The organism is Streptomyces sp. NPDC024687 (genome assembly GCF_055559055.1).
The window spans coordinates 1-26,031 of the sequence record NZ_JBVHLJ010000020.1 but is presented as its reverse complement, the minus strand read 5'-3'; the positions used below and the strand labels follow the sequence as shown (position 1 = coordinate 26,031).

The 26,031-nt window shown below is 69.0% G+C and carries 18 protein-coding genes and 7 pseudogenes; 9 read left to right on the top strand and 16 right to left on the bottom strand.

All coding sequences use genetic code 11. The features are described 5' to 3' along the window. Position 1: 1 nt before the first annotated feature. From ACZ39I_RS40970 to ACZ39I_RS40915, 12 genes and pseudogenes are all read right to left on the bottom strand, one after another. A pseudogene (locus ACZ39I_RS40970) lies at positions 2-94 on the bottom strand (IS5 family transposase); the annotation flags it as partial. Positions 95-98: 4 nt separating this feature from the next. Next, positions 99-221: pseudogene (locus ACZ39I_RS40965) on the bottom strand (transposase); the annotation flags it as partial. Between the two features lie 145 nt (positions 222-366). Beyond that, entirely contained in the window at positions 367-3,390 is a 3,024-nt protein-coding gene (locus ACZ39I_RS40960; protein WP_467250740.1) for a hypothetical protein, read from the bottom strand. A gap of 400 nt (positions 3,391-3,790) precedes the next feature. Continuing rightward, entirely contained in the window at positions 3,791-4,426 is a 636-nt protein-coding gene (locus ACZ39I_RS40955; protein ID WP_467250738.1) for a LutC/YkgG family protein, read from the bottom strand. A gap of 2 nt (positions 4,427-4,428) precedes the next feature. Continuing rightward, the gene (locus ACZ39I_RS40950; protein ID WP_467250737.1) at positions 4,429-5,922 is read right to left on the bottom strand and encodes a LutB/LldF family L-lactate oxidation iron-sulfur protein; all 1,494 of its coding nucleotides are present in this window, start codon (positions 5,920-5,922) and stop codon (positions 4,429-4,431) included. Then, on the bottom strand, positions 5,919-6,659 hold the full coding sequence (locus tag ACZ39I_RS40945; protein ID WP_467250735.1) for a (Fe-S)-binding protein: 741 nt from the start codon (positions 6,657-6,659) through the stop codon (positions 5,919-5,921). Before ACZ39I_RS40945 ends, ACZ39I_RS40950 begins: the two co-directional genes overlap by 4 nt. Continuing rightward, positions 6,650-7,558, bottom strand: coding sequence for an amidohydrolase family protein (locus ACZ39I_RS40940; protein WP_467250733.1), 909 nt, complete (start codon positions 7,556-7,558; stop codon positions 6,650-6,652). The genes ACZ39I_RS40945 and ACZ39I_RS40940 overlap by 10 nt, the downstream gene beginning before the upstream one ends. After that, positions 7,555-7,866, bottom strand: a complete 312-nt coding sequence (locus ACZ39I_RS40935; protein WP_467250731.1) for an L-rhamnose mutarotase — start codon at positions 7,864-7,866, stop codon at positions 7,555-7,557. The genes ACZ39I_RS40940 and ACZ39I_RS40935 overlap by 4 nt, the downstream gene beginning before the upstream one ends. Beyond that, a complete protein-coding gene (locus ACZ39I_RS40930) occupies positions 7,863-8,903 on the bottom strand; it encodes an aldo/keto reductase (RefSeq protein ID WP_467250729.1) in 1,041 nt (346 codons plus the stop codon). The genes ACZ39I_RS40935 and ACZ39I_RS40930 overlap by 4 nt, the downstream gene beginning before the upstream one ends. Continuing rightward, complete coding sequence (locus ACZ39I_RS40925) at positions 8,900-9,658, bottom strand: SDR family NAD(P)-dependent oxidoreductase (protein WP_467250727.1); 759 nt, start codon at positions 9,656-9,658, stop codon at positions 8,900-8,902. The genes ACZ39I_RS40930 and ACZ39I_RS40925 overlap by 4 nt, the downstream gene beginning before the upstream one ends. After that, a complete protein-coding gene (locus ACZ39I_RS40920; protein ID WP_467250725.1) occupies positions 9,655-10,992 on the bottom strand; it encodes an L-fuconate dehydratase in 1,338 nt (445 codons plus the stop codon). The genes ACZ39I_RS40925 and ACZ39I_RS40920 overlap by 4 nt, the downstream gene beginning before the upstream one ends. Before the next feature lie 14 nt (positions 10,993-11,006). Beyond that, positions 11,007-11,858, bottom strand: coding sequence for a fumarylacetoacetate hydrolase family protein (locus tag ACZ39I_RS40915; RefSeq protein WP_467250723.1), 852 nt, complete (start codon positions 11,856-11,858; stop codon positions 11,007-11,009). Between the two features lie 842 nt (positions 11,859-12,700). On the opposite strand from ACZ39I_RS40915, the gene ACZ39I_RS40910 reads away from it, so the two are divergent. From ACZ39I_RS40910 to ACZ39I_RS40885, 6 genes and pseudogenes are all read left to right on the top strand, one after another. Next, positions 12,701-13,747, top strand: a complete 1,047-nt coding sequence (locus tag ACZ39I_RS40910) for a sugar ABC transporter substrate-binding protein (protein ID WP_467250721.1) — start codon at positions 12,701-12,703, stop codon at positions 13,745-13,747. A 134-nt stretch (positions 13,748-13,881) separates the two neighbouring features. After that, positions 13,882-15,495 (top strand): sugar ABC transporter ATP-binding protein, encoded by a 1,614-nt coding sequence (locus ACZ39I_RS40905; protein ID WP_467250719.1) that lies wholly within the window; start codon positions 13,882-13,884, stop codon positions 15,493-15,495. Between the two features lie 2 nt (positions 15,496-15,497). After that, positions 15,498-16,541, top strand: a complete 1,044-nt coding sequence (locus tag ACZ39I_RS40900) for an ABC transporter permease (protein WP_467250717.1) — start codon at positions 15,498-15,500, stop codon at positions 16,539-16,541. A gap of 86 nt (positions 16,542-16,627) precedes the next feature. Then, the gene (locus ACZ39I_RS40895) at positions 16,628-17,329 is read left to right on the top strand and encodes a FadR/GntR family transcriptional regulator (protein ID WP_467250715.1); all 702 of its coding nucleotides are present in this window, start codon (positions 16,628-16,630) and stop codon (positions 17,327-17,329) included. A 518-nt stretch (positions 17,330-17,847) separates the two neighbouring features. Then, positions 17,848-18,572 (top strand): annotated as a pseudogene (locus ACZ39I_RS40890) (IS5 family transposase); the annotation flags it as partial. Continuing rightward, positions 18,557-18,945, top strand: a pseudogene (locus ACZ39I_RS40885) (transposase); the annotation flags it as partial. The pseudogenes ACZ39I_RS40890 and ACZ39I_RS40885, both read left to right, overlap by 16 nt. 95 nt (positions 18,946-19,040) lie before the next feature. Here the strand turns inward: ACZ39I_RS40885 and ACZ39I_RS40880 are convergent. From ACZ39I_RS40880 to ACZ39I_RS40865, 4 genes and pseudogenes are all read right to left on the bottom strand, one after another. Then, positions 19,041-19,243 (bottom strand): annotated as a pseudogene (locus tag ACZ39I_RS40880) (tyrosine-type recombinase/integrase); the annotation flags it as partial. Positions 19,244-19,374: 131 nt separating this feature from the next. Further along, positions 19,375-21,021 carry a GDSL-type esterase/lipase family protein gene (locus ACZ39I_RS40875; RefSeq protein ID WP_467250714.1) on the bottom strand — a complete coding sequence of 549 codons (1,647 nt, stop codon included), beginning with the start codon at positions 21,019-21,021 and terminating at the stop codon, positions 19,375-19,377. A gap of 130 nt (positions 21,022-21,151) precedes the next feature. Then, entirely contained in the window at positions 21,152-21,373 is a 222-nt protein-coding gene (locus ACZ39I_RS40870) for a hypothetical protein (RefSeq protein WP_467250712.1), read from the bottom strand. A 94-nt stretch (positions 21,374-21,467) separates the two neighbouring features. Further along, positions 21,468-23,411 carry an alpha-L-fucosidase gene (locus ACZ39I_RS40865; RefSeq protein ID WP_467250710.1) on the bottom strand — a complete coding sequence of 648 codons (1,944 nt, stop codon included), beginning with the start codon at positions 23,409-23,411 and terminating at the stop codon, positions 21,468-21,470. A 977-nt stretch (positions 23,412-24,388) separates the two neighbouring features. Here ACZ39I_RS40865 and ACZ39I_RS40860 point away from each other — a divergent pair. From ACZ39I_RS40860 to ACZ39I_RS40850, 3 genes and pseudogenes are all read left to right on the top strand, one after another. After that, entirely contained in the window at positions 24,389-24,661 is a 273-nt protein-coding gene (locus ACZ39I_RS40860) for a hypothetical protein (RefSeq protein WP_467250708.1), read from the top strand. A 327-nt stretch (positions 24,662-24,988) separates the two neighbouring features. Then, a pseudogene (locus ACZ39I_RS40855) lies at positions 24,989-25,806 on the top strand (IS5 family transposase). Between the two features lie 85 nt (positions 25,807-25,891). After that, a pseudogene (locus ACZ39I_RS40850) lies at positions 25,892-26,031 on the top strand (IS5 family transposase); the annotation flags it as partial.

The following is a 26,031-nucleotide window of genomic DNA, read 5'->3' as shown; positions in this document are numbered from 1 at the left end:
TTCAGGTGTCGCGCCAGTTCGGGGTGGATTCGCGGGTGAGTCGTCGGCTTATGAGGTCGATCATCGCGACGTGGATTATGGCTTCGGAGCGGTTGAGGTAGGGCCTTCTTCGCGCCGGGCTGGGCGGACTTCGGCAGGGCGTTCGTGGCGTTGGAGATCTTGTGAACCCAGCACCTCTGATGCCGGGTTTCGGGGAACACCTCGGCCAGGGCTTTCCAGAAGAGGATGTAGACGGTGTCCGTGTCAGTCGGGACGGCGCCGAACCTCGGTACGGGCGGCCCGCGCGCAGAGCCACCCGTGCGCACGACAGCCGCCCGCGCCGGTGGACCCGGCACGGGCGGCTGAGGTGCGGCCGGCGGCGGAGCGTCAGCGCACGTCGAACCGGTCGATCACCAGGTACGAGCCTCCTGTCTTGGTGAGGGTGAGGGTGTGCCGTCCGAGGGGCAGGCCGCTGACGGTGTACACGGTCTTCTGGGCCTGGCGGCTCGCGGAGGATGCGTTGACGCTGCTCTGGGAGGCTCCGTCGAGGGAGACCGCGATGGTGCCCTCGTCGGAGTTGGTCTCGGTGACGAGGCTGATCCCGGTGCCGGTGAAGGTGACGGTGACCGAGTCGCCGTTGGCCGTGGCGGCGTGGACGTCGTCCTGGTAGTCGCCGAAGCCGCGGTTGGCGTAGTACCTCCAGGAACCGCCGTTGTATGTGATCTTCGATGTGGTGTCGTTGTACGTGCTGGTCACGTCGAAGCCGTCCAGAGTGGCCCAGGTGCCGCTGCGCTTGACGAACTGGATCGTGTGGCTTCCAAGAGGCAGTCCGCTGGTGCTGTAGATGACGGCCTGGGTCTGGCGGGTGGTGGCGTTGGTGTCGGCCAGGCCCTTGGAGGTGCCGTCGAGGAAGACCTCGACTTGTCCCTGGTCGCTGTTCTTCTCGCCGAGGATCGAAACCCCGGTGCCGGTGAACGTCAGCGAGGCGGTGTCGCCGTTGCCCCCTGTGGCGTGGACATCGTCGACGTAGTCGCCGACGCCGCGGTCGCTGCTCTCGGTCCAGCTTCCGGTGTAGGTGATCGCGGAGTCGTCGTCGTTGATTCTCCCGGTCAGCCCCTCGGTGACGGGATTGGGTGTGCTGGGGCCGGCGGCGGCGATGATGGACTGGGCCGCGGGGGGCCAGGCGCCGCCGGAGACGATGGTGGCCTGGTTGAAGGTGATGTTGGTGCCGTTATTCGTGTAGCTCGACGTGTCCGAGTAGTTGTCGTGGATGTTGATGTCGTGGATGGTCGGCGTCCACATGCCGATCCACTTGCCGCCGCCGGTGCGGGTGACGTTGTTGTAGGTGTTCCAGTAGGAACTGCCCTCGTCCTGGTACAGCTTGTTGTTGGTGTGGTGGGTGACCTCGACGAGGTTGTTCGCGAGTACGGAGGTGGTGGAGCCGTCGCCGCTGCCCTGGCCGCCGTTGGTGTAGATGGGGCCGCCGTCGTAGAGGATGTTCATCACGTCGTGCACGTGGTTGTTCAGGATCTGGTTGGCCCCGGCGTAGATGGTGCCGTGCTGGCAGGTGGTCAGGCCCTGGGCGGACTGCATGGAGCACGGTGAGGCGTAGCCCCAGCCCCAGCCGAGCGACATGCCCGAGTAGGGGGTGTGGCCGATGTCGTTGTGGGAGATGGTCAGGTTCCGGGTGTAGCCGGCCCAGATGCCGACCGCGTCTGAGTAGTCCCGGCCGACGTCGGAGATCCAGTTCTGGGAGACGGTGTCGCCGGTGGTCATGCGGCCGGTGTCGGTGAGGTAGTAGTCGTCCACCTCGCCCACGGAGACGCCGCCACCGGACGTGTCGTGGATGTAGCTGCCGGTGATCGTGGAGTCCTGGGTGCCGTCGGCGAGGTCGATGCCGGTGCCGCCGGTGTGGGTGATCTCGTCGCCGGTGAAGGTGATGTCCGAGCCTCGGTGGACCTGGACGGCGGCGGGGATGCGGACGGGGGCGTTGTTGTTGGCGGGGTCCCACAGCACGGCGGCCTGGTTGTCGATGTAGCCGGCCGTGGAGGGCAGCGTCCAGGTGGTGTAGGCGAAGGTCAGGCCCTGGAAGGTGATGTCGTGCGCGGGCGTGATCGCGTCCGGCACCACGGTGAAGCCGTCCAGGAGCATGTAGGTCCCGCCGGTCTTGACCAGCTTGATGGTGTGCTGGCCCTTGGTGAGGCCGCTGACGGAGGCGACGACCTGCTGGGCGAGCCGCGATGAGGCGGAGGCGGACACGCTCTGGACCTTGGCGCCGTCGATGTAGACGTCGATGCCGCCCTCGTCGCTGTTGGTCTCCGAGAGCACGTCGATCCCGGTACCGGTGAAGGTGTAGCTCACCGAGTCGCCGTTGGTCGTGGTGGTGTGCACGTCGTTGTAGAGGTCACCGAAGTTGCGCCCGCCGGAGGAGCTCCAGGAGCCGGTGTAGGTGATGGCCGGGGCGGTGTCGTTGACCGGGGTGAGGTGGCCGGGGGTGCCGCTGACGTTCAGCAGCGTTTCGGTGGTGGGCAGTTCCACGTCGGCGGTGCTGAGGTCCTCACCGCTGCGCGGCTTGTAGTACAGGAAGCCCGCCGAGCTGTCGAGGTAGAACTCGCCCGGGGCGTCGAGCAGCTGGTAGGCGTTCTCCACATAGGTGATCCCGCTCAGCTTCGGCAGCCCGGCGCCGTTGAAGGGGAAGCCCCGGTTGGGCACCGAGGTGTTGTTGCTCGCGAAGCAAGCCGGGGCGACGTTGAGGCTGGACCCGCCGCCGCTGGGCGCGGTGATGCTCGCCAGTGGGCAGCGCATATGCTTCCAGTCCTTGTTGTACACGACCTCCACGGAGGAAGCGTTGGTGAACGACGTGTAGGAGGAGTCGCTGGTGGTGAAGCTGGACCCGGAGAGAGTGAAACCCGAGGGGTTCAGCGGGCCGCGTGCACGCTGGGCCCGCACTCCGTCGACGAACAGCTGCCTGCTCTGCGTGCCGGCCGGCACGGCGGTGCGGTAGATGTTCTTGCCGCTGTCGAACAGGGAGAACCCGCTGATCTTCGCCGCCCCGCTGAGGACGGGCTTCTCGCCCGGGTAGGCGGCGTAGACCACCTTGAAGCCGTTGCGCCCGGAGTCGGACGCACCCAGGGCGAACGCCTGGGACAGACGGTAGGTACCGCCGCGCAGCTTGACGTCGATGTCGGCGGCCATGCCGGGGGCGAGGCCCGCCACCTTGCTCTTGGCACCGTCCAGACTGCACGGCGCGCTCAGCGAGCAGGTGCTGCCGGACCCGGAGGGTGAGGCGTACAGCACGGTCGGCGTGGCGGCGTACGCCGGGCCGGCCGCGGAGAGAGCGGCGCAGACGATCGCGCCGACTGCCCCGAGCACACCGTAGAGACCGGCGGCTCTGGAACGGAACAACTGCATTGGTGCTCCTTCGGGGATGGCCGGAACGTCCGGCGGACGCGACCCCGTCGTCGTGAGGACGGCGACTGTCGGCCCGCTGGACACCGTCCAGGGGGAGGGGAGGGTGTCGACAACTGTTCGTCCGTGGCACAGCCCGGACGGCGGGGGTACGGCGGCTCGTGTCCGCTCAGGCCACATCTACTCGGACATCGGATGTATTAAGGGCCACACCTTTACCTCCTGTCTAGAGGTAAAGGCAGAAACAGGAGAACTAACGGGAAAACCAACCGTCAGGACCGTACACTCAAATCGATGACACCTCATAGGTAGGATCTATCGCGGTCACCGCGTGGGCGAATACACCAGGTTTCGCAGCGCGGCCACCGACCGCGCTGCATTCCGTGACGTCCGACGCCGGCAGCTACGCGTCCGCGACCACGACGATGTCGAGGGTCCTGGGCCCGTGCACGCCCTCCACCCGCTCCAGCTCGATGTCGCTGGTCGCCGAGGGACCTGAGATCAGTGTCAGCGGCCGCGACGGGACGAGGCGGCGAAGCACCTCCGGCACGTCGCGCGTGATCTGATCGGCCCGCACCAGGCAGATGTGCTGGTCCGGGAGCAAGGTCAGGGCCCGCCGTCCCTGGCCGGGCCCGTGGTCGAGGACCACGGTGCCGGTGACGGCGATGGCGGCGGCGACCGTGCTGATGACGGCGTCGGCCGCGTCGAGCTGTCCGACGGTCAGCGGCGGGACGTCCGCCAGCAGCGACCAGGGCCCGTCCGGGACCAGGTCATCGGGAAGCCCGGACGGCACCACCAGGGAGCGTGCTCCGGTACGGGCAAGCGCGCGACCTACGGCCGCCGCGGCACCGGACGCCGGAACACGGACCACCGTGGCGCGGTACTCGGTGGCCCGCTCGGCGAACAGTGCGACGACATCCTGACCCGCGTGTTCGGGGCGTTGAGCGGACGGGAGCGGAATGTCGTCGGGGCTCTCGGATCCGGGCACGCCGGCCAGTGCTCCCCGAACGGCGCTCAGGACGGCGTCTCGGGCGTTCATCGTCATCCCTTCTCTCCCACCGTCGTACGGCTGTCTTCTTTCCTGCGTGTTCTTGTACGGCGCCACCAGGCGCGCAGGGACTCGCGGGCCGGCGCGGGGGTGTCACGGGTGGCGGACCAGCGGGCGAACGGGCCGGGCAGGGCGCCGATACGGCCGTCGCGGGCCACCAGCCGGGCGCCGAGGGCTGCGAACCTTTGGACCGCTGCCAGCTGCCTCGGGGAGGACAACACCACACCTGCGGCCTTCATGGCAAGCGCCTCGGGGGTGGGCAGGAGCCGGTCCCGCCGCTTGGCCTCCACGGCCTTCGCCCGCAGATGGACGAGCACCTCCGGAATGTCGATCTTCACCGGGCAGGCGTCGTAGCACGCTCCGCACAGGGTGGAAGCGAAGGGCAGCGAGGCCGCGTTCTCCACGCCGACGAGCTGTGGGGTGAGCACGGCGCCGATCGGGCCGGGGTACACCGAGCCGTAGGCGTGGCCGCCGGTGCGCTCGTACACCGGGCAGACGTTCAGGCAGGCCGAGCAGCGGATGCAGGACAGCGCCTGGCGGCCCACCTCGTCGGCCAGGGTCGCGGTGCGGCCGTTGTCGAGGAGGACCAGATGGAAGTCCTGCGGCCCGTCTCCCTCGGTGACGCCGGTCCACAGCGAGGTGTACGGGTTCATCCGCTCGCCCGTGGACGAGCGGGGCAGTAGTTGGAGGAAGACGTCCAGGTCGGAGAAGGAGGGCAGGACCTTCTCGATGCCCATGACGGTGATCAGGGTCTCCGGCAGGGTCAGGCACATCCGCCCGTTGCCCTCGGACTCCACGACCACCACGGTTCCGGTGTCGGCGGCGGCGAAGTTGGCACCGGAGACGGCCACCTTGGCCCGCAGGAACTTCTCCCGCAGATGGAGCCGGGCTGCTTCGGCCAGGTCGCGTGGGTCGTCGGTGAGCCCTTCGGGAGCGGGCCGGCCCCACTTCCCCATCTGCCGCTGGAAGATCTCGCGGATCTCGGAGCGGCCCCGGTGGATGGCCGGCACCAGGATGTGCGAGGGCCGGTCACCGCCCAGCTGCACGATCAGTTCGGCGAGATCGGTCTCGTAGGCGCGGATGCCCGCTTCGGCGAGCGCCTCGTTGAGGCCGATCTCCTGGGTCGCCATCGACTTGACCTTGACGATCTCGCTCTCGTCGGTCGCCTGCACCAGCCGTGTGACGATGCGGTTCGCCTCGGCCGCGTCCGCCGCCCAGTGGACCGTGCCGCCGGCGGCGGTCACCGTCTCCTCCAGCCGCAGGAGATGGCGGTCGAGGTGACGCAGGGTGCGACGCTTGATGGCCGCCCCCGCCTCCCGCAGGTCCTCCCAGTCCTCCAGTTCGGCGGTGACCGCCAGCCTCCTGTCCCGGATGGTGCCCGTGGCCCGGCGCAGGTTCACGCGCAGCCGGGTGTCGGCGAGCGCGGCGCGCGCCGCCTCGGGGAAGGCCGGGGTGCCCAGCCATACGACGTTGTCGGCACCGCTCACCGTACGTTCCCTTCCGTGGAGGCCAGGATCTCGGCCAGGTGCATCGTGCCGACGCCGGTACGCAGCCGGGACAGACCGCCGCCGACGTGCGTCAGGCAGGAGTTGTCGCCCGCGCACAGGTACTCGGCGCCGGTGTCCAGGACATGGCGCATCTTGTCGGCCAGCATCGCGTTGGACACGTCCGCGTTCTTCAGCGCGAAGGTGCCGCCGAAGCCGCAGCAGGACTCCGCGTCGGGCAGCTCGACCAGGTCGATGCCCTTCACCGCGCGCAGCAGCCTGAGCGGCCGGTCGCCGACACGCAGCATGCGCAGCGAGTGGCAGGTCGGGTGGTAGGTGACCCGGTGTGGGAAGTGGGCGCCGACGTCGGTGACGCCGAGGACGTCGACGAGGAGTTCCGACAGCTCGTACACCGTCGGTACCACCCGCTCGACCGCTGAGGTGAGCACGGCGTCCCCCAACTGGGCTGCCACCACCCGGTGGTGGTCGCGGACCATGCCCGCGCAGGACCCGGAAGGGGTGACCACGGCGTCGTAGCCCGCGAAGACCTGCGCGAAACGGCGCACCATGGGCAGGGTCTCGGGGCGGTAGCCGGTGTTGAAGTGCATCTGGCCGCAGCAGGTCTGGCCCTGCGGGAACTCCACTGTGTGGCCCAGCCGTTCCAGCAGTTCCGTCACCGCGCGGCCGGTGCGGGGGAACATCATGTCGTTGAAACAGGTGATGAAGAGGGCTATGCGCATGGGGCTTCCTGGGGCGGGACCGGGGATGCGGGAACGGGCAGGTGGTAGGTCCGCACGGCCGTGCCGGTGAAGACCTCGTGGCGTTCGGTGGGATGGAGTGCGGCCGTCAACTTCTGCGCGACGGCGACGACTTCGGCGTACGTGGCGGCGAGCCGGCAGACCGGCCAGTCGGAGCCGAACATCACCCGCCCGGGTCCGAAGGCGTCGAGGACGGTGTCCGCGTACGGCCGTAGGTCCTCGACGCTCCACTGGCCCCAGTCGGCCTCGGTCACCATGCCGGAGAGCTTGCAGACGGTGTTGGGGAGGGCGGCGAGGCGCCGGATCTGCTCCGCCCAGGGGGCGAGTTCGCCGGACGCGATGGGCGGTTTGCCGAGGTGGTCGAGGACGAAGGGGAGACCGGGCAGGCGCTCGGCGGCCTCCACGGCCGCCGCGAGCTGGTGGGGCTTCACCACGAGGTCGTAGACGAGTCCCGCATCGGCGAGTGCCGAAAGGCCGCGCAGTACCTCGGGACGTACGAGCCAGCGCGGGTCCGGCTCATCCTGCACCTGGTGGCGGATGCCCACCAGGTGCTCCCCTCCGGAACCCGCGCGCAGCCTCGCGAGGGTCTCTGCGACATCGGGGGCGGTCACGTCGGTCCAGCCGACGACCCCGGCGACCAGGTCGCTGCCGACGGCCAGGGCCAGGAACTCCGGGGTCTCCTCCGGCACGGTGATGGTCTGCACCAGCACGGTGGCGGTGACACCGGCCGCGCGGGCCTGCGGTGACAGGTCCGCGAGGGTGAAGTCGCGTCGTAGTGGGGCGAGTTCGTCTCCGCTGATCCAGTCCTGGTCGCGGACGGACAGGTCCCACACATGGTGGTGGGCGTCCACGATGCCGGGCTCGGTCCCCGCTCCGGTCACAGTTCCCACACCACCGGCAGTGAGGCGTCCGCGCCCTGCGCGGAGTAGTCGTGGACGACATCGAGCAGGTCGGCCATCCGGGCCTGCCAGGCGATGTTGACGGGCAGCTTGTCGAGTTCGGCGATCATCGCCTGGTAGTCCTCGACCTCCAGCACATGGAACAGGTCCATTCCGCTGCGCCAGATCGTCCACTCACTGACGCCCGCGGCGCGGATGGCGGCGGTGAGCTCCGCGGGCACCTCCCGGTGCGCGGCCTCGTACTCCTCGATGCGGTCGGCACGGACCTTGGTGTGCAGGGCGACCCTCATGACGGCTCCTTCGACGGCATGCTTTTCCCGATCGGCGCGGCTCCCCCGGTTGGTGCCGGGACGGGGGTGTCCGGGTTCAGCAGGCCCTCGGCGCGCAGCTCGTCCCACAAGGCGTCCGGAATCGGGCGCCGCAACTGCTCCACCGTGTCGCGCACCTCGTCAGGAGTGCGCGCGCCGGTCAGGACGCTCGCGACCGCGCGATGGCCGAACGGAAAGCGCAGCGCGACGGCACGCAGCGGCATGCCATGGCGTTCGCAGACCGCGAGGAGCCGCAGCGCCCGGTCGAGGACCGGCTGCGGAGCGGGTGCGTAGTCGTACGTGGCGCCGGGCCGGGGGGTCGTGAGCAGCCCGGAGTTGAACACCCCGCCGATGACGACGCTCCGGCCACGAGCGGCTGCCTCCGGGAGCAGTCCGGTGAGCGAGTCCTGTTCCAGGAGGGTGTAGCGGCCGGCCAACAGCACCACGTCGATGTCCGTCTCACGCAGGAACCGGGCGGGCAGGGCGGACTGGTTCATCCCGACGCCGATCGCTCCGACCACGCCTTCGGCACGCAGCCGCTCCAGCGCCGGGTACGCCTCGTGCAACGCCTGGTCGGCGTGGTCGTCAGGGTCGTGCAGCAGGGCCACGTCGACGCGGTCCAGGCCGAGACGTTCCAGGCTGGCCTCCAGGGACCGCAGCACTCCGTCGGCGCTGAAGTCCCAGACCCGGCGGTGAGTGGCCGGGACGGCGAAGCCGTGGGCGAGGTCGTCGACGGCGCCACCCTCCGGATCCGCCACGAGGAGCCGGCCCACCTTGGTGGAGAGGGTGTAAGTGTCACGGGGGCGGTCGCGCAGCGCGGCGCCGAGCCGCCGTTCCGACAGGCCGAGACCATAGTGGGGCGCGGTGTCGAAAGTACGGACACCGGCGTCCCAGGCCGCCTCCACCGTAGCGTGGGCGGCCTCATCCGTGACCGGATGGAAGAGGTTGCCGAGGGCGGCACAGCCCAGTGCCAGTTCCGAGACCGGTACGGCGCTGCCGCCCAGCGTGGTGGTCCTCACGAACGGTCCACCGGGCGCAGCCGCAGTCCCTGCATGCCGCCGTCCACCGCGAGCGCGGTGCCGGTGACGGACGCAGCGGCCGGACTCGCCAGGTAGACGATGGCGGCCGCGACCTCGTCCGCGGTCACCAGGCGTCCCATGGGCTGCCGGGCGTTGAGGGCCGCGCGTTCGGCCTCGGGATCGTCGGCCTGGTCCAGCAGCCGGGAGACCCACGGTGTGTCGGCGGTGCCGGGATTGACGCAGTTGACGCGGACGCCCTCGCGGACGTGGTCGGCGGCCATGGCGAGAGTCAGTGAGAGGACCGCACCCTTGCTGGCGCAGTACAGGGCGCGCTGCGGCAGTCCCGCGGTGGCGCCGATCGAGCACGTGTTGACGACCGCGGCATGCGCTGACCGCCGCAGGTGGAGCAGGGCGGCACGGGTGGTGCGGACGATGCCGAGGACGTTGACGTCCAGGACCCTGTGCCACTGCTCGTCCGGGTTGTCCTCGATGGTGCCCACCGCGCCGATGCCCGCGTTGTTGACGAGGATGTCGATGCCGCCGAGCTGCGTGGCCGCCGCGTCCACGGCGGCGCGCACGGAGGCGTCGTCGCGGACGTCGGCCTGGAGTCCGAGCAGCGGTTCGCCGACCCCACCCGGATCGAGGTCGAGTACGGCGACCGCCGCTCCCTGCGCCGCCAGTGCGCGGGCCGTGGCCAGCCCGATGCCGGACGCTCCTCCGGTGACGACGGCTCTGAGTCCTGCCAGACCGGTCATGTCACGTCCTCCTGAGCGGCGCGGTCGGCCACCCAGAACGTCCCGTCCGGGTAGCGGTATTCGGCGATGGACTCCTTCCGCATGGTGGCGGAGAAGCCGGGGGCCAGCGGCGCGGCGTAGTGGCCGTCGCGGATCACCACGGGTGCGGTGAAGTGCTGGTGGAGGTGGTCGACGTACTCGATGACGCGGTTCTCCGTGGTGCTCGACAGCGCCAGGTAGTCGAACATGGACAGGTGCTGCACCAGCTCACACAGCCCCACGCCGCCGGCGTGCGGGCACACCGGCACCCCGAACTTGGCGGCGAGCAGCAGGATCGCGAGGTTCTCGTTGACCCCGCCGACCCGGGCCGCGTCGATCTGCAGGACGTCGATGGCGCCGGCCTGGAGGAGCTGCTTGAAGACGATGCGGTTCTGTACGTGCTCTCCGGTGGCGACCTTCACCGGGGCGACCGCCCTGCGTACGGAGGCGTGTCCGAGGATGTCGTCGGGGCTGGTGGGTTCCTCGATCCAGTAGGGGTGGAACTGGGCGAGCGCCCTGGTCCACTCGATCGCCTCGTCGACGTTCCACCGCTGGTTGGCGTCGATGGCGATGCGGATGTGGTCTCCGACGGCCGCACGGGCGGTGCGCAGCCGCCGGATGTCGTCGTCCAGGTCGGCGCCGACCTTGAGCTTGATCTGGGTGAAGCCGTCGGCGACGGCCTGTTTGGCCAGCCGGGTGAGCTTGTCGTCGGAGTAGCCGAGCCAACCCGGCGAGGTGGTGTACCCGGGATAGCCGCGCTTCAGCAGGACCGCCTCACGCTCCGCGAGCCCCGTCCGGCCCTCGCGGAGGAAGGTGAGGGCGTCCTCGGGGGTGAGGGCGTCGGCGATGTAGCGGAAGTCGACCTGCGAGACAAGCCACTCGGGGTCGGCGTGGGCGAGCAGCTGCCACAGCGGCTTGCCCTCCCGCTTGGCGGCCAGGTCCCACACGGCGTTGACCACGGCGCCGATCGCCATGTGCATCACGCCCTTCTCGGGGCCGAGCCAGCGCAGCTGGCTGTCCCCGATCAGGTCGCGGCTGAGTGAGCCGGGGTCGGCGCACAGCTCCTGGACGGAACGGCCCACGACATGAGGCCGCAGTGCGTCGATCGCGGCGACCTGGACGTCGTTGCCGCGTCCGATGGTGAAGGTGAAGCCGTGGCCTTCGTGTCCGTCTCCGGCGTCGGTGCGCAGCACGACGTAGGCGGCGGAGTAGTCGGGATCCGGGTTCATCGCGTCGGAGCCGTCCAGTTCCCGTGAGGTGGGGAAGCGGACGTCGTAGGTGTCGACGGTGGTGATCCGGGCGGAGATCGCAGTCAAGGTGGTGCTGCCTTTCACGCTTGGGCGAAGGTCTGACGCTGGGCGCCGAGGCCGTCGATGGCGAGCTCGACGGTGTCGCCGGGGCGGAGGTAGGGGGTACCGGGAAGGCCGAGGGCCACGCCTGCGGGAGTACCGGTGTTGATCACGTCGCCCGGTTCCAGGACCATGTACTGGCTCAGGTACGCCACGATGTGGTCGACCGGGAAGATCATGTCGCTGGTGTGGCCGTCCTGCCGCTTCACGCCGTTGACGCTCAGGTGCAGCCCGAGGTCCTGCGGATCGCCGACCTCGTCGGCGGTCACCAGCCACGGGCCGAGCGGGTTGAAGGTCTCGCAGGACTTGCCCAGGTCCCACTGCGGCGAGTACTCGAGCTGGAACTCGCGCTCCGAGACGTCATGGCTGATCGCGTATCCCGCGATGACTTCCCGCGCGGCCGAAGGTCCGTCGAGGTAGCGGGCCCGCTGTCCGATGACGACGGCGAGTTCGACCTCCCAGTCGGTCTTCACCGACCCCCGCGGGATCAGCACCTCGTCGTACGGGCCGACGACCGTCCCCGGGTCCTTCATGAACACCACGGGGCGTGGGGGTATGGCCGCGCCGGTCTCGGCGGCGTGGTCGCGGTAGTTCAGCCCGACGCAGATGACCTTTCCGGGGCGCGTCACGGGGGCGCCGACCCGCAGGCCGTCCGCGTCGAGCTCGGGCAGTTTCCCCGCCGTGACGGCCGCGCGGACCCTGTCGACTCCTCCGGAGGCGAGGAAGGCGCCGTCGATGTCCGGGGTCAAGGAGGACAGGTCCAGCAGTCGGCCGTCGTCGGCACTGACCGCAGGCCGCTCCTCACCTGGGGCGCCGACTCGTAGCAGTTTCACCGGGGAGCTCCCTTGCCATGCGGGGTTTCGTCTGAGAGGTGGTCGGCCGTCGGGCCGGGCCGCCGCGATGCGCCGAGCGTGAGCTCTCGCGGGCCCCTCACTCCGGTACATCGCCAGTCATCGGATGAATGGCGGCACGGCGACCTTAGGTCGCCGAGATCGCGTCTGGCAATGGATACCTCGGATGTATTTGCTCGGCGTTCCTCACCGAACTCTCCCAAGGTGCAGATCCTCTGTGATCGCGTACGACCATGTGGGTGACAACGGGCTAGCCACCCGATGAATCCATGGACCGGCCACAAGGCCTAACTTCCCTGATGAGGGCCGGGTGAGACTGCATGCGGAATGGACTGCTCCGCGAGGATGCGGCACCTGGGGCGCCTCCGGGAGGCCCCCCTTGCCGAATGGTGAGCTGCCCCATCGCATCGCCCCTCGCCGACGAAGCCGGCGAATGCGCACGCCAGATGGGCGCCAACGTGGCGCCCGGGGTCAATACGACGCCACGACGCCCTGCGCACGATGTCCGGCGAATCTCTGGTGGCGAAGTCTTGTCAACGGCGGCAACGTCGTCGTAACGTCCTGGTCGTCCGAGATACATCGGAGGAATGGCCGCAACATCCAGTGCGTCCGGTTCGGCCCATATCCGGTCGGTCGCTTCGCCTCCGCACCTCGGTCCCCGGTTGCCCCTCACACCCGCCACTTTCAGGGACGTTCTCGCGTCTTCCGCGCCGGATCGACACCTGTCCGCCCGACGACCTCGCCCTCCCCACAGGCAGGTACATACACCCCCTCCCACCGTCGCCCTGCGGGCCTGTGCCCCTGGCTAAGGAGAGAACACGGCCATGAAGCTCGCTCACACCCGTCCTGCCGCCGCAGCCGTCACCGTCCTCGCGGTGCTGACCCTCGCCACCGCGTGCAACCGCGCAAGCACCACCTCGGCCGCATCGGGCGGCGACAAGCCCGCCATCGGCATCGACCTGCCCCGCTCCGACTCCGACTTCTGGAACTCCTACGCCGAGTACGTGAAGAAGGACATCAAGACCGACGGCATCAACGCTCTGCCGCTGAGCAACTCGCAGAATGACGTCACCAAGCTGGTCGCCAACGTGCAGGTGTTCCAGAACACCGGCGCCAAGGCCGTCGTCATGGCCCCCCAGGACACCGGTGCCATCGCCGCCACCCTGGACACCCTCGCGTCGAAGAAGATCCCCGTGATCAGTGTCGACACCAGACCCGACAAGGGTGACGTCTACATGGTGGTCCGCGCCGACAACAGGGCGTACGGCACCAAGGCGTGCGAGTTCCTCGGCAAGCAGCTGGGCGGCAAGGGCAAAGTCGCCGAACTGCAGGGCGCCCTGGACTCCATCAACGGACGTGACCGCTCCGAGGCGTTCGCCGCCTGCATGAAGACGAAGTTCCCGAAGATCAAGGTCTTCGAGCTGCCCACCGACTGGAAGGGCGACGTGGCGTCCGCCAAGCTGCAGACCCTGCTCGCCCAGAACCCGGACGTGAACGGCATCTACATGCAGGCCGGCGGTGTCTTCCTGCAGCCGACCCTGGCACTGCTCCAGCAGAAGGGCCTGCTCAAGCCGGCCGGCGCGAAGGGACACATCTCGATCGTCTCCAACGACGGCATCCCGCAGGAGTTCGACGCCATCCGCAAGGGCCAGATCGACGCCACCATCTCCCAGCCCGCCGACCTCTACGCCAAGTACGCGCTGTACTACGCCAAGGCCGCGGCCGAGGGCAAGACCTTCAAGCCGGGTGCGACCGACCACGACTCCACCATCATCAAGCTGCCCAACGGCCTCGAGGACCAGCTCCCCGCGCCGCTGATCACCAAGGACAACGTCGAGGACAAGTCCCTGTGGGGCAACAACGTCGGCTGACGACCGCCGGTTCCCGCTCGCCGTCGGGGGAGCACACCCCGTCCCCCGACGCCCACTCCGCATCACCCCGCAGGCCCGGGTGCACACCCGCGCCCCTCAGCCCCAGCCTCCGTACAAGAAGGACGGTATCCACCATGGCGGACACCGCGACCGCCCCGGCGACCGGCCCCGGCACCCCGGCCCCGGTGGCCGAGGCGACCGGCATCACCAAACGATTCGGCGCGACCGTCGCACTGCGTGACGCCCGTATCACCGTCGCCCCGGGCGAGTCGCATGCCCTGGTCGGACGCAATGGCGCCGGCAAGTCGACACTCGTGTCCGTCCTCACCGGCCTCCAGCAGCCCGACACCGGTTCCCTGCGGTTCTCGGGCGAGCCGGCGCCCGCCTTCGGCGACATCGACGCCTGGCGCTCCCGCGTCGCCTGCGTCTACCAGCGCTCCACGATCATCGGTGAACTGACCGTCGCCGAGAATCTCTTCCTGAACCGGCAGAGCGGCAAAGGGGTGCAGCCCATCCGCTGGAAGCAGCTGCGCCGACGTGCCGAGGAACTGCTCGGTGAGTACGGCGTCGCCGTCGACCCCGCCGCTCGGGCCAAGGCCCTCACCGTCGAGCAGCGACAGTTCGTGGAGATCGCCCGAGCCCTGTCGTTCGGCGCGCGCTTCATCATCCTCGACGAGCCCACCGCCAAGCTCGATGCCCGCGGCATCGACCGGCTCTTCGACAAGCTCCGCGACCTCCAGCGCCAGGGGGTCGCCTTCCTCTTCATCTCCCACCACCTGCAGGAGGTCTACGACCTCTGCACCACGGTCACCGTCTACCGCGACGCGAGCCACATCCTCACCGCGCCCGTCGCCGAACTCGGCCACCAGGCACTCGTGGAGGCCATGACCGGCGAGTCCGCCTCCACGGTCGCCGCCACCGCGGGCGGACCGCAGGCCGCGCGATCCGACGCCACAGAACTGCTGACGATCGACGACCTGACACTGCCTGGCGTCTGCGAGGAGATGTCCCTCTCCATCCGCGCCGGCGAGCTCGTCGGGCTTGCCGGCGCCACCGCCAGCGGCAATGTGCAGGTGGGTGAGGCGATCGCCGGTCTGCACCGCGCCACGACAGGCCGCATCTCGGTCGCCGGCAGGACCGTGCGCACCGGCAGCGTGCCGTCCGCACTCACCGCCGGAGTCGGGCTGGTCCCCGAGGACCGCCACCTCCAGGGCCTGGTGAACAACCGCAGCGTCGCCGAGAACGCGACGCTGACCGTCACCGACCAGCTCGGCCCGTTCGGCACAGTGCTGCCCGCCCGTACCAGGGCGTTCGCCGGGCGCATGATCCGTGACCTCGACATCAAGACCCCTGGAGCCTCCACCCCGGTCTCCGCGCTCTCCGGAGGCAACCAGCAGAAGGTCGTCGTCGCTCGGGCGCTGGCCACCGACCCTCACGTCCTGGTGGCCATCCGCCCCACCAACGGGGTGGACGTCAAGTCCAAGGATTTCCTCCTGGGCCGCATCCGGGAGGTTACGGAGGGCGGCAAGGCCGCGCTGATCGTCTCCGACGAACTGGACGACCTCAAGGTCTGTGACCGGGTCGTCGTCATGTTCCACGGGCGCGTGGTCGCCGAGTTCGACCGCGGATGGAAGGACGAGGACCTCGTCGCCGCCATCGAGGGGGTCTCCGGCGACGCGCCCCCCGCCACCACGTTCCCCGTATCCGCCGTACCCGCCTCATCCGGCGCAGACGAGCACGGAAGGTAGTCATGTCCGCCACCACAGATCTCACCGAGCCCTCAGTGAGCCCGGCTGAGCCGGCCGCCGCGGACGCCGCGCGCCGCCGGGTCGACCTCGGGCGCTTCCGTGAACTGTCCCTGGTCCCGGCGATCCTCGTCCTGGGCCTGATCGGGTTCATCGTCTCGCCGGCCTTCCTCACCGCCGACAACTTGATCGGTGTGGCTCAGCAGTCCACAGAGCTGAGCCTGCTGGTGCTCGCCACGACCTTCATCCTGATTTCGGGGCGGATGGACCTCTCCCTCGAGTCCACCATCGGCGTGGCCCCCGTCATCGCCGTCTGGCTCGTCCTGCCGACCAGCGGCGGCCGGTTCAACGGGCTCGGCCTCCTCCCCGAGTGGACTGCGGTACCGCTCTGTCTGCTGGTCGGCGCGGTGATCGGCGCCGTCAACGGCTTCCTCATCCTCAAGCTGCGCCTCAACGGCTTCATCGTCACCCTCGGCGCCCTGACCATGCTCCGCGGCCTGCAGGTCGCCCTCTCCCAGGGCCAGTCCATCGTCGAGCTGCCCTCCTCCTTCACCTACCTGGGAAAGGCGTCCTGGCTGGGCGTGCCCGCCGCCATCTGGGTATGCGCGCTGCTCTTCGCCATCGGTGGCAGTGCGCTGGCCTGGCTCCGGCACGGCCGGGCGCTGTACGCGATCGGCGGCAACGCGGAGGCGGCCCGCACCGCGGGCATCCGTGTCGACCGCATCGTGTGGATCGTCCTCATCCTCGGCAGTGTCCTCGCCGCGTTCGCCGGCATCCTCTACAGCGGCCACTACGGCTCGATCTCCGCGACCCAGGGCAGCGGCTGGATCTTCCAGGTCTTCGCCGCGACCGTCATCGGCGGGGTCAGCCTGAACGGCGGCAAGGGCTCCGTATTCGGCGCGCTCACCGGTGTGCTGACCCTCCAGCTGGTCGTGAACGTCATGACACTGGCGGGCGTGCCTCCGCTGTGGAACCAGTTCCTCAACGGGGCCATCATCATCGTCGCCCTGATCATCTCCCGCTTCGCCTCCGGTGAGAAGCAGGAATGACCGCGTGCCGATTGGCGGCTTCGCCGGCCCAGAGCCGGGTCGGAAGGCCGTCAATCGGCGCATCCACCACTCAGAGAGGCACGCTCGTGGCACTGACGGACGAGGCGATCGACAAGATCAAGGCAATGATCCTCGCCGGCGAACTCGCGCCCGGTTCACGGCTGCCCAAGGAGGAGATCCTCGCCGGACAGCTCGGCCTGTCCCGGAACTCCCTGCGCGAGGCAGTCCGGGCGCTGACCGCCATGCGCATCCTGATCACCCGGCAGGGCGACGGCACGTACGTCTCGAGCCTGGAGCCCCATCTCCTGCTGGAGAGCCTCTCTTTCGCGGCCGACGTCTCCCAGGGCCACACGGCTCTGCAGTTGCTCCAGGTACGCCGACTGCTCGAACCGCAGGCGACCGGGCTGGCCGCCGCGCTGCTGAAAGAGCGGGACCTCAAGGAACTGCGCAACATCCTCGACCGGTCCCGGACCGTCGCCACGGTGGAGGAGTTCGTCGCTCACGACATCGCCTTCCACCTCAGGATCGTCGAAGCGGTCGGCAACCCCGTGCTGTCGATGCTGCTGCAAGTGCTCTCCACCCGCACACAGCGTGTCCGCATCGTCCGCGGCGGCCAGACCAGTGACGCCCTGAACAACGCCCACCAGGACCACGAGCAGATCCTCAGCGCACTTGAGTCACGCGACGCCCTCCACGCCACCGCTGCGGCGACCGTCCACATCACGGCCGTGGAGCAGTGGCTGGCTACCAGTCTGTCCGCTGACCCGACACCAGCGATCGTCGGCTGACAGCACTGCTGCATGACGAGGTGACAGGGAGTCCTCAGGTCGTGGGGGTGTTTCGCCGGGCGCAGGGGCTCTCTGTCCTCCGGGCGGAAGGCTCCCTCGCGTGCGGCCGACGGGCTTCAAGCCCGATGCAGCTTCTCTTTCGATGATCCGTACGGTGACGCATCAAGAGCGCCACGTCGCAAACCGGCAGGGCACCAGTTTGCGGTGCTCCGCATTTCGGGACGACGACGGCCGGCGGCGCTTGCTCGGCCGGCTGAGCCCATGCAGCACCGCGTACTGGCCAGGAGCCGCTGCCCGAGGAGTCCCTGCCCAGCTCACGGCGCATCCCCGTGGATGCGCGCCGCAGCGTGGGCCGTCGAGAAGTAGAAGCTGGAGGTGTTCTTGCGGACCCGAGACGAGGCCGGAGCCACGGTCCCGGACCTTGCTGAAGTCTGCAACCACTCCGTGGCCACGGTCTACCGGCTCCTGCAGCAGGCACGCCTCACCGGTCGACCGCGGCAAACGCGGATAGCGACGCTGTGCCGGGTGTTGACGGGCGGGGTCGTCCGTGGCGGGATCACCGGCAGGTGATCAACAGGGTGTTGTGGCGGTTGCGGACGGGTGCTCCGTGGCGTGATCTGCCGGAACGGTTCGGGCCGTGGCAGACGGTCTATGAGCGGTTCGCCCGGTGGGAGGCGGACGGGACCTGGGCCCGCCTGCTCGAGGAGGTCCAGGTCCGCGACGACTCGGTCGGGGCGGTGGAGTGGACTGTGCCGGTCGACTCCACGATCAACCGTGCCCACCAGCACGCGGCCGGCGCCCGCAAAAAGGGGCGGCGTCGGGGGACGAACTGGAAGATCCGGAACGCGAGGCGGATCGTCAGGCGCTCGGCCGGTCCCGCGGCGGGCTGACCACCAAGGTCCACCTCGCCTGTGACGGCCGGGGCCTGTCCCTGGCCGTCCCCGTCACGCCGGGCAACGTCAACGACTCCACCGCCTTCGACGCGGTCCTGGACGCGGTGAGAGTGCCCCGGACCGGCGTCGGCCGGCCGCGCCGCAGGCCCGACGCGGTCATCGCCGACAAAGCGTATTCGTCACGGGCGATCCGCCAGACGCTGCGGCGCCGGGGCCTCCTAGCCGTCATCCCCGAACGGGCGGACCAGAAGGCCAACCGGACGCGGCGCGGCCGAGCCGGCGGCAGACCACCGGCCTTCGACCGCGACCTCTACAAGGCCCGCAACGTCAGGCCCTGCTGCTGCCGTCGCTGCACGACTGGCTGCCCGAGGGGCACCTGGCCCGGTTCGTCGTGGACCTGGTCGACGAGATACTCGACCTGGGACCGGTCCTGGCCGGTTACACCGAGAAGCGGGGCTACCCGCCCTACGACCCCAGACTGATGGTGCGTCTGCTGATCTACGGCTACACCACCGGCGTCCGCTCCTCCCGGGCGATCCAGCGCAAGTGCGCCGACGACATCGCCTTCCGGTTCCTGCCGCCGACCGGGCCCCGGACTTCCGCTCGATCGCCCGGTTCCGCCGCCACCTGAACGCCCTGGCTGGCCTGTTCACCCAGTCACTGCACCTCGCGATCAAGCTCGGCATGGTCAAGATGGGCCGCGTTGCCCTGGACGGCACCCAAAGAGGCTCGCGGGGGCGACGATCACGGCGAACGAACACCGACTCCCGGACTGCCTCGCGAGGAAGGACTCTGCCCGAAGTGCGAATATCCGGGTACGCCTTTTCATCGGACCGTTGGGTGCCGAGGTAGATCATGAGACGCCACTGCATCCCGACGGCGGTGGCCGGCGCGTCGACTTGGGTGAGCGTGGCGATGCGCCGCTCAGCCGCGGTTTCCTACCGGCACCTTGATGCGGCAAGGGTGTGCGTGTGATCAGCTCGTCGTCCACGGCGGTCTCCATGATGGCCTTGAGGAGCCGGTTATGCCTTGGCCGTCATCGTCGGCAGCAGTTGCCCGCAGGCGTACGGATGACGGGCCGTTCCGTCCGGTGCCCCGTATGCGGAGAGGGGGCACCGAACGGAACTACGCCGTCCGGGAGGTGGGCACCGCTCAGGAGGTGAGCAGCGCGAGGTTCACGGCGTTGGCGATGGCCTGCATGCCCGCGTTGTTGGGGTGGAGATGGTCGCCGCTGTCGTAGGCGGGGAGCAATCGCGCCGGGTTGGCCGGGTCCCGCAGCGCCGCGTCGAAGTCGATGACCGCGTCGAAGGCGCCGCTGGTGCGGATCCAGTCGTTGACCTGGGCGCGGATGGCGGCCTTGTCGGCGGTCTGCGTGGAGTGCGGCAGGATCGTCCCGCCGATGATGCGGACACCGGCCTGGTGCGCCTGGTCGATCATGGTCTGGTAGCCGGCGATGATCTGGTCGGCGGGGGTGGGGGTGGTGGTGTTGTTGATGTCGTTGATGCCCTCCAGCACGATGGCGTTCTTCACGCCCGGCTGGGTCAGGACGTCGTGGGAGAACCGGGTCATGGCCGCGATGCCCTGCGGCACGGACGGGCTGTCGGTAGCCACGCGGTTGCCGCTGATGCCCGCGTCGACCACGCCGAGGCGCTGGCCGCCGGACTCGGCCTGGAGCCGCCGGGCGAGGTAGTCGGGCCAGCGCTGGTTGGTGTTGTCGGTGGCGCTGGAGCCGTCGGTGATGGAGTCGCCGATGGCCACGACGGTTCCCTTGGCCGTGGGTGACACGACGTCGAGTCCGGCGACGTAGAACCAGCGGGCCGTGGTGGTGGTGAAGTTCGTCGCGGCCTCCTCGGCGGCGTGGTTGCCGGTGCCTGCGGCGGACAGGTAGGAGGTCTGGTGGGCGTCGTTGTGGTAGGTGGAGGCGCCGGTGGTGCCCGGGAGGTAGACGCTCACCAGCAGGTTCTGCTCCGCGACGACCTGCATCGGGATGACGTCGCTGGTCAGTTCCTGCCCGGCGGGGATGGTGGGCGTGGCCGACCGGCCGAAGGTGACGGTGTGTGTGGTGCCCGCGGCCGCGGTGGCGCCGCTGGACTGGACCGCCACGGTGACGGCGCCGACCGAGAGGGCGGTCGTGCTGCGCAGGTTGGACAGTCGGATGCGCAGCCCCGCGCCGGAGGTGTTGTTGTGGACGACCATCCGGATGGTCTGCTCGGTGAAGGTCTGGCCGCCTCTGACCATGGCCGGGCCCCAGGTGGCGGAGCGCGGGCGCTCGGTCAGGCTCCACTGCTGGTTGGCGTTGGCCGTGGTCTTGCAGGTGTACTGGATGATCCGGTGGTCCTCCGCGGTGGAGTTGTCGGAGACGTCCAGGCACAGGCCGCTGCGGGGGGAGACGATCGCCGAGCCGCTGAAGGTCCAGTTCTGGCTGTTGGCGCCGGTGCAGGTCACCTGGATGATCGCGGCTCCTGCGTTCATGGAGCCGTTCTGGATGTCCATGCACTTGCCGCTGTTGATGTTGACCAGCGAGAAGGTGCCGTCGCCGTGGTCGACCGCCTCCCACAGCTGGCCGGGGCCGCCGGAGGCGGTCTTCTGCACGACCGCCGCGCCGTTGGTCAGGGAGTCGCCCAGCACGGCGGCGTTCTTGCCGCTGTTGGCCGCCGTCAGGGAGTAGACGTGGCCGCCCTGCGGCGCGCCCGCGGCCGAGGCGTCTGCCGCCGGGACGAGGGCGAGTCCGACAGCGGCCAGACAGGTGGCGGACGCCGTGGCGGTGAGTCTGGCGGCGAGTCTTGAGGAGGTGTGCATGTGCGGCCCTTCTTTGCTGGATGGGGACGTGCGCGTCTTCTTCGTGGAGAGGTGCGGGTCGAGGGGGCTGGGGCGCTCCGGAGGTGACGCTCCGCAGCGTGAACTGCTGGTCGAGCCGGCTTCCGCAGGTCTACTGGACCAGCGCGGCCCCGTCGGCGGAGGCCGAGTCGGCGGCCCCGGAGCCGGCGAGGTGGACGGTGGCGCCGCTCATGTCGCCGAGTGCGGGCAAGCCGTGTGCGCGGACGGCATGAGAGCGGCGTTGATGTACGGCAGGAGTGCGGGCCTGGGTGAAACCCGGGAAGTACAGCCGGACATTGATGGTGACGTGGGGAGGAATGATGGAATCAGGCACGCGTTCCGCGAGGTGCCAGGCGCCTCGCGCCCGCAGGGGACCGCCACCGCTGCCCCTCGCAACAGGCCGAGGAGGAGCGGGCCGGAGGTCAGGGTCAGGAGGGGATGATCTGCCACTGCTGCTCGGTGCGGCCCGCGTAGGGCTGCTGCTCGACGGCGGCTGCGTTGGCGGTGCTGGCCTCGTCCACGGCGAGCGAGAGCCCGCTGTAGCGGTTGATCAGTAGGTAGTGCCCGTCACCGGTGGGTGTGACGGCCCAGTGCTGCTGGGGGGCGCTGGCGTCTCCCCAGATGCCGGCGGTGCCGCCGTCATCGCGGGAGAGACCCGCGATCTCCAGGAGCTTGCCGCTGCCCACACCCTTGATCTTGTAGTAGCCGTCGCCGGTGTTGATGAAGGTCCACTTCTGGTTCGTCTGGTCGAGCCAGGGCCACTGCTGGATTTTGGTGCCGTTGGTGGTGAGCCTGTTCACCACGTCGGCCACCTGGCCGCTGTTTCGGTTGACCAGCCGGTAGACGGTGCCGTCACCGGGCAGTGTGGTGGACACCAGTGCCGGCTTGAGTGACCGGCCGCCGATCCTGACGCCGCTGATGTTGGCGTAGCCGCCGGTGGCCGCGTGGACCTGGATCCGTACGAAGCCCACGTTCCGGTTGGGCCACTCGACCAGCTTGGTCTTCTGGTTGCCGGCCCAGGTGCCGGTGGCGACCTGGGTGAAGGTGACCCCGTCGGTGCTGGTGAGGATGGTGTAGGCGGTGATGTCGCCGTCGGTGGAGTTGTTGCGGTTCCACTGTTTGGGCAGGTACTCCAGGGTGGAGACGTTGCTCCACACGCCGCCGAGGTCAATGGTGATCGACTGCGGCAGCGGCGTCGGCAGTCCCCAGGTCGACCAGCAGGTCTCGTAGCGGACGTCGCTGAGTCCGTCGATGGCGTTGAGCGGTCCCTCGCCGGTGTGGAAGGCGGTGGCGTACGCGCTGACCGGTGTAACGGGGTGCTCGGCGCGCAGCAGCTGGGCGGGCAGCGACGGCCGGGAGGTGTTGGGGCTCCAGGCCGCGCCGACCTCGGCGAGCCGGTTGACGACGTTGGTGTCCAGCAGGCCGCTGCGGTTGGGCGGGCAGTTGAGGATGAAGGAGGTGTACTTCGGTTCCAGGTCGGCCAGGTGCGAGAGGATCGCGGCCCTGCTCATGAGGCCTTCGGTCGGGGTGGAGGGGTGCCAGAACCAGCCGTTGCTGATGGTCTGTCCCTGCATGCCGGCGTAGGTGTTGCCCGCCGGCGCCGTGACGCCCAGTGGCTCCTCGAAGAAGATCGCGTCGCTGAGGAAGGGCTCCGACAGCCCGCCGATGTCGATCATGACGCAGTCCGGCTGCAGCTCCTTCACCAGCGAACGGATCCGCTGGTAGGAGACGGCCTGCTGCCCCATCTGCCACGCGTAACCGTCAGTCATGAACATGTCGATCGTGCCGTAGTTGGTGAGCAGCTCGCGAATCTGCCCGAGCATGAAGGTCATGTGGTCGGGCTTGATGGCATCGGTGATTTCGAGCCCGGTCACCTTGTGCCGGCTCTCCCACGCCTCGACGCCGAAGGTGCGGTCCCAGATCGAGTAGTAGAACCCGACCTTCAGCCCCTTCGCGCGGAAGGCGTCGCAGTACGCCTTCACCACGTCCTGCTTGTAGGAGCTGTTCGCGACGTTCTGGGTGCCGTAGGCGCTCGGCCACAGGGCGAAGCCGTCGTGGTGCTTGGTGGTCAGGATGCCGTAACTCATCTTCGCGGCAGCCGCCGCGTCGGCCCACTGCGCGCAGTTGACACTCGGCGGGGCGAAGACGGTGGGGCTCTGCTTCGGCGCCGCCCACTCCTCGTTGGTGAAGGTGCCCAGGCTGAAGTGGTTGAACATGCCGAACCGCATGTCGACCATCTTGCTCAGGTTGGTCTGCGTGTCCGCGGCCGACGCCTGCGACAGCAGGCCGGAGAAGCCGGGGACCAGCGGCAGGGCGGTCGCCGCCCCCGCCGCACCGAGAAAGGTACGGCGATTCATTCTGGACGCGGACATGGGGCACTCCTGTGGATCGACGGCGCTGCTTGCGGTGACGATGTGCGGGGACATTCCGGGCCGGCCGGGTGTCGTGTGTGCCGGGGGACAGGCGGCGGGGCTGCCAGTCGCGGGCGTTGTCGGGCGGAGCGACCTGCGGGCCGGCCCGGGAGGTGGACCGACGGGCTGCGGCTCTTCCTTTCGGGGCGGGGCCCTGGACGCAAGGGCGAAGCCCGCCGTCGGTGACCGCCATGCCGACGAGCGACTCTTCGGCGGTGATCGACTCCAGGCAAGGTTTCTCCCCGGCAGTTCGGAGGACAGGGCACGGTGTCCTGACAGGCTTTGCGCACCGCGTATGTTTCGGCGAAGCAACATCGGATGTATTAAGGGTTACGAATCAGCGATCTGTCTAGGTGCTCGACAGAAATTGCCAGATCAAGCGAAGATCGCTACTGGCCGACGAGTTCGCCCCTCAGGGCTGAAGTCGCGATACATGGGAGGTGTTGACACGGCGCATCTGTCCGACCTGTCGGACGCTGAAAGCTATTGACGCTGATCCTGTCCCACTTCACACTCCCCAACGCCATGTCACACGGGCGGAGAGTCAGCACCTCGGTCGCGGCCGCGCGCACCTTCCAGACCCTCCCGGGCCATGTCTTCTTCAGGGGTTGCGAACCCATGCACAGCGTGAGATCTCAGGGCTACCGAAGAGCGTGGTCGGTCGCCCTGGCCGCCGCCTCGCTTCTGTGGGGCGTCGCCGGCCCGGCGGCCCCCGCCCAGGCTGGCGTTCCCGGTATGGTTCCGCTGCTGGCTTCGGTGGACCCTCAGGCGGCAGGGTCCCATATGCGTCGCCACCTTGAACTCTGCGTGGGCGAGGGCCACTTCTCCTGGTCCGATGTACTGCCCGGCTGGGGCCGAGGTCGCGCCTGGCTGCGGCTGCCCGTCGCCGACGCCGCGCATCGTCTCGACACCGACGATCTCGCGGAAGCCATGAGTACTTGCCTCAGGAAGCAAGCCGTGCCGCCGGCCGACGCGGCACTCTCGACACCTCCGCCGCCGCCATCACCGCGGCGGCCCTGCTCAAGCTGGGCCACCGCGAGCAGGCCCTCGCACTGCTCGACGATCTGGTCTGCACCCATGTCACCGCGGACGGCCGCCTCCTGAACGGCTCCTACGACCTCGCCTCCGGGACAGCGACCCGCCACGAGACTTCTTCCTCGCGTACGCGCTCGTCGGCACTCACGGGCTTCATCGACCTCCACGAGGCATAGGTACCGCATCAAGCCACAGCCGCCTGCGTGGGAACTCGGTCGTCGCCCGCAACTACTACTGGTTCGCGGGAAGGTGCCGGCCGAATCCGGTTCCGAAGGCCACGCCCGGCAGACACGAGCCGCGCACGCCACACATCACTGCCCAGTCACAGCCACCCAGGGAGACACGGGAGGCATCCCCTTGGAGCGCAGACATTTTCTTCGCCGGACGACTTCGGCGGGCGCAGCGACTTTCGGAGCCGGGACGCTGACGGCCACAGCCTTACTAGCTCTAACAAAAGCGGGTTGATCATGTGACTGTCCGCTTGATCGCTCGTTGATGTGGGCATGGGGAAGCGTCAGTCGCGGCCGTGGATCGTGTCGGACGAACTGTGGTCGCTCATCGAACCGTTGCTGCCCGAGCCGCCACCGAAGCAGGTCGAGGGACGGCCGCGAGTGCCCGATCGTCAGGCCTTGTGCGGGATCCTGTTCGTGCTGCACACCGGCATCCAGTGGGAGTACCTCCCGCAGGAGCTGGGCTTCGGCTCGGGCATGACGTGCTGGAGGCGCCTGGCGGCCTGGAACGAGGCCGGTGTCTGGGACCAGCTGCACCAACTGCTGCTGAACACGCTGCGCTCGAAGAACCAGCTGGACTGGTCGCGGGCGGTGATCGACTCCTCCCACGTCCGGGCCGCCCGCAGGGGCCCAAAAGCGGGCCCAGCCCGGTCGACCGCCCACGTCCGGGCAGCAAGCACCACATCATCACCGACGGCCAGGGGATCCCGCTCGCGGTGTCGCTGACCGGCGGAAACCGCAACGATGTCACCCAATTGCTGCCCCTGCTGGACAAGATTCCGGCAGTGGCCGGAGTCGTCGGCCGGCCCCGCAGACGGCCGGACATACTCTTCGCCGACCGCGGCTACGACCACGACAAGTACCGCCGGCTCTTGCGGCAGCGCGGCATCAGGCCCGCGATCGCCGAGCGAGGACAGCCGCACGGCACGGGACTGGGCACCTTCCGCTGGGTTGTCGAGCGGACGATCTCCTGGCTGCACGGCTTCCGCCGCTTACGGATCCGCTGGGAACGCCGCGACGACATCCACGAGGCCTTCCTCGGACTTGCCGTCTGCCTGATCACCCACCGGCACGTCCAGAGGCTTTGTTAGGGCCAGTTAGAGGGCATCTGGTCTAGGTAGTTGGTGTTCTGGGATGGTTTTGTGACTGGTGCTGTTGGCGGTCGTTGGATGGGGCGTGAGTGTGCGTCGTCCTTACCGCAGTGACGTGTCTGATGCCCGATGGGCTCTGATCGAGCCGGTCTTCACCGCCTGGCGGGCGAGACGGACCGGACCTGGAGCGGCAGCGCGGGTGCACGATCTGCGAGAGATCGTGAA

Bases quoted from the DNA above. Each gene is read 5' to 3' on its own strand.
- ACZ39I_RS40960 (WP_467250740.1), bottom strand. From the start codon at position 3,390: ATGCAGTTGTTCCGTTCCAGAGCCGCCGGTCTCTACGGTGTGCTCGGG.
- ACZ39I_RS40955 (WP_467250738.1), bottom strand. From the start codon at position 4,426: ATGAACGCCCGAGACGCCGTCCTGAGCGCCGTTCGGGGAGCACTGGCC.
- ACZ39I_RS40945 (WP_467250735.1), bottom strand. From the start codon at position 6,659: ATGCGCATAGCCCTCTTCATCACCTGTTTCAACGACATGATGTTCCCC.
- ACZ39I_RS40935 (WP_467250731.1), bottom strand. From the start codon at position 7,866: ATGAGGGTCGCCCTGCACACCAAGGTCCGTGCCGACCGCATCGAGGAG.
- ACZ39I_RS40925 (WP_467250727.1), bottom strand. From the start codon at position 9,658: ATGACCGGTCTGGCAGGACTCAGAGCCGTCGTCACCGGAGGAGCGTCC.
- ACZ39I_RS40910 (WP_467250721.1), top strand. From the start codon at position 12,701: ATGAAGCTCGCTCACACCCGTCCTGCCGCCGCAGCCGTCACCGTCCTC.
- ACZ39I_RS40905 (WP_467250719.1), top strand. From the start codon at position 13,882: ATGGCGGACACCGCGACCGCCCCGGCGACCGGCCCCGGCACCCCGGCC.
- ACZ39I_RS40900 (WP_467250717.1), top strand. From the start codon at position 15,498: ATGTCCGCCACCACAGATCTCACCGAGCCCTCAGTGAGCCCGGCTGAG.
- ACZ39I_RS40875 (WP_467250714.1), bottom strand. From the start codon at position 21,021: ATGCACACCTCCTCAAGACTCGCCGCCAGACTCACCGCCACGGCGTCC.
- ACZ39I_RS40865 (WP_467250710.1), bottom strand. From the start codon at position 23,411: ATGTCCGCGTCCAGAATGAATCGCCGTACCTTTCTCGGTGCGGCGGGG.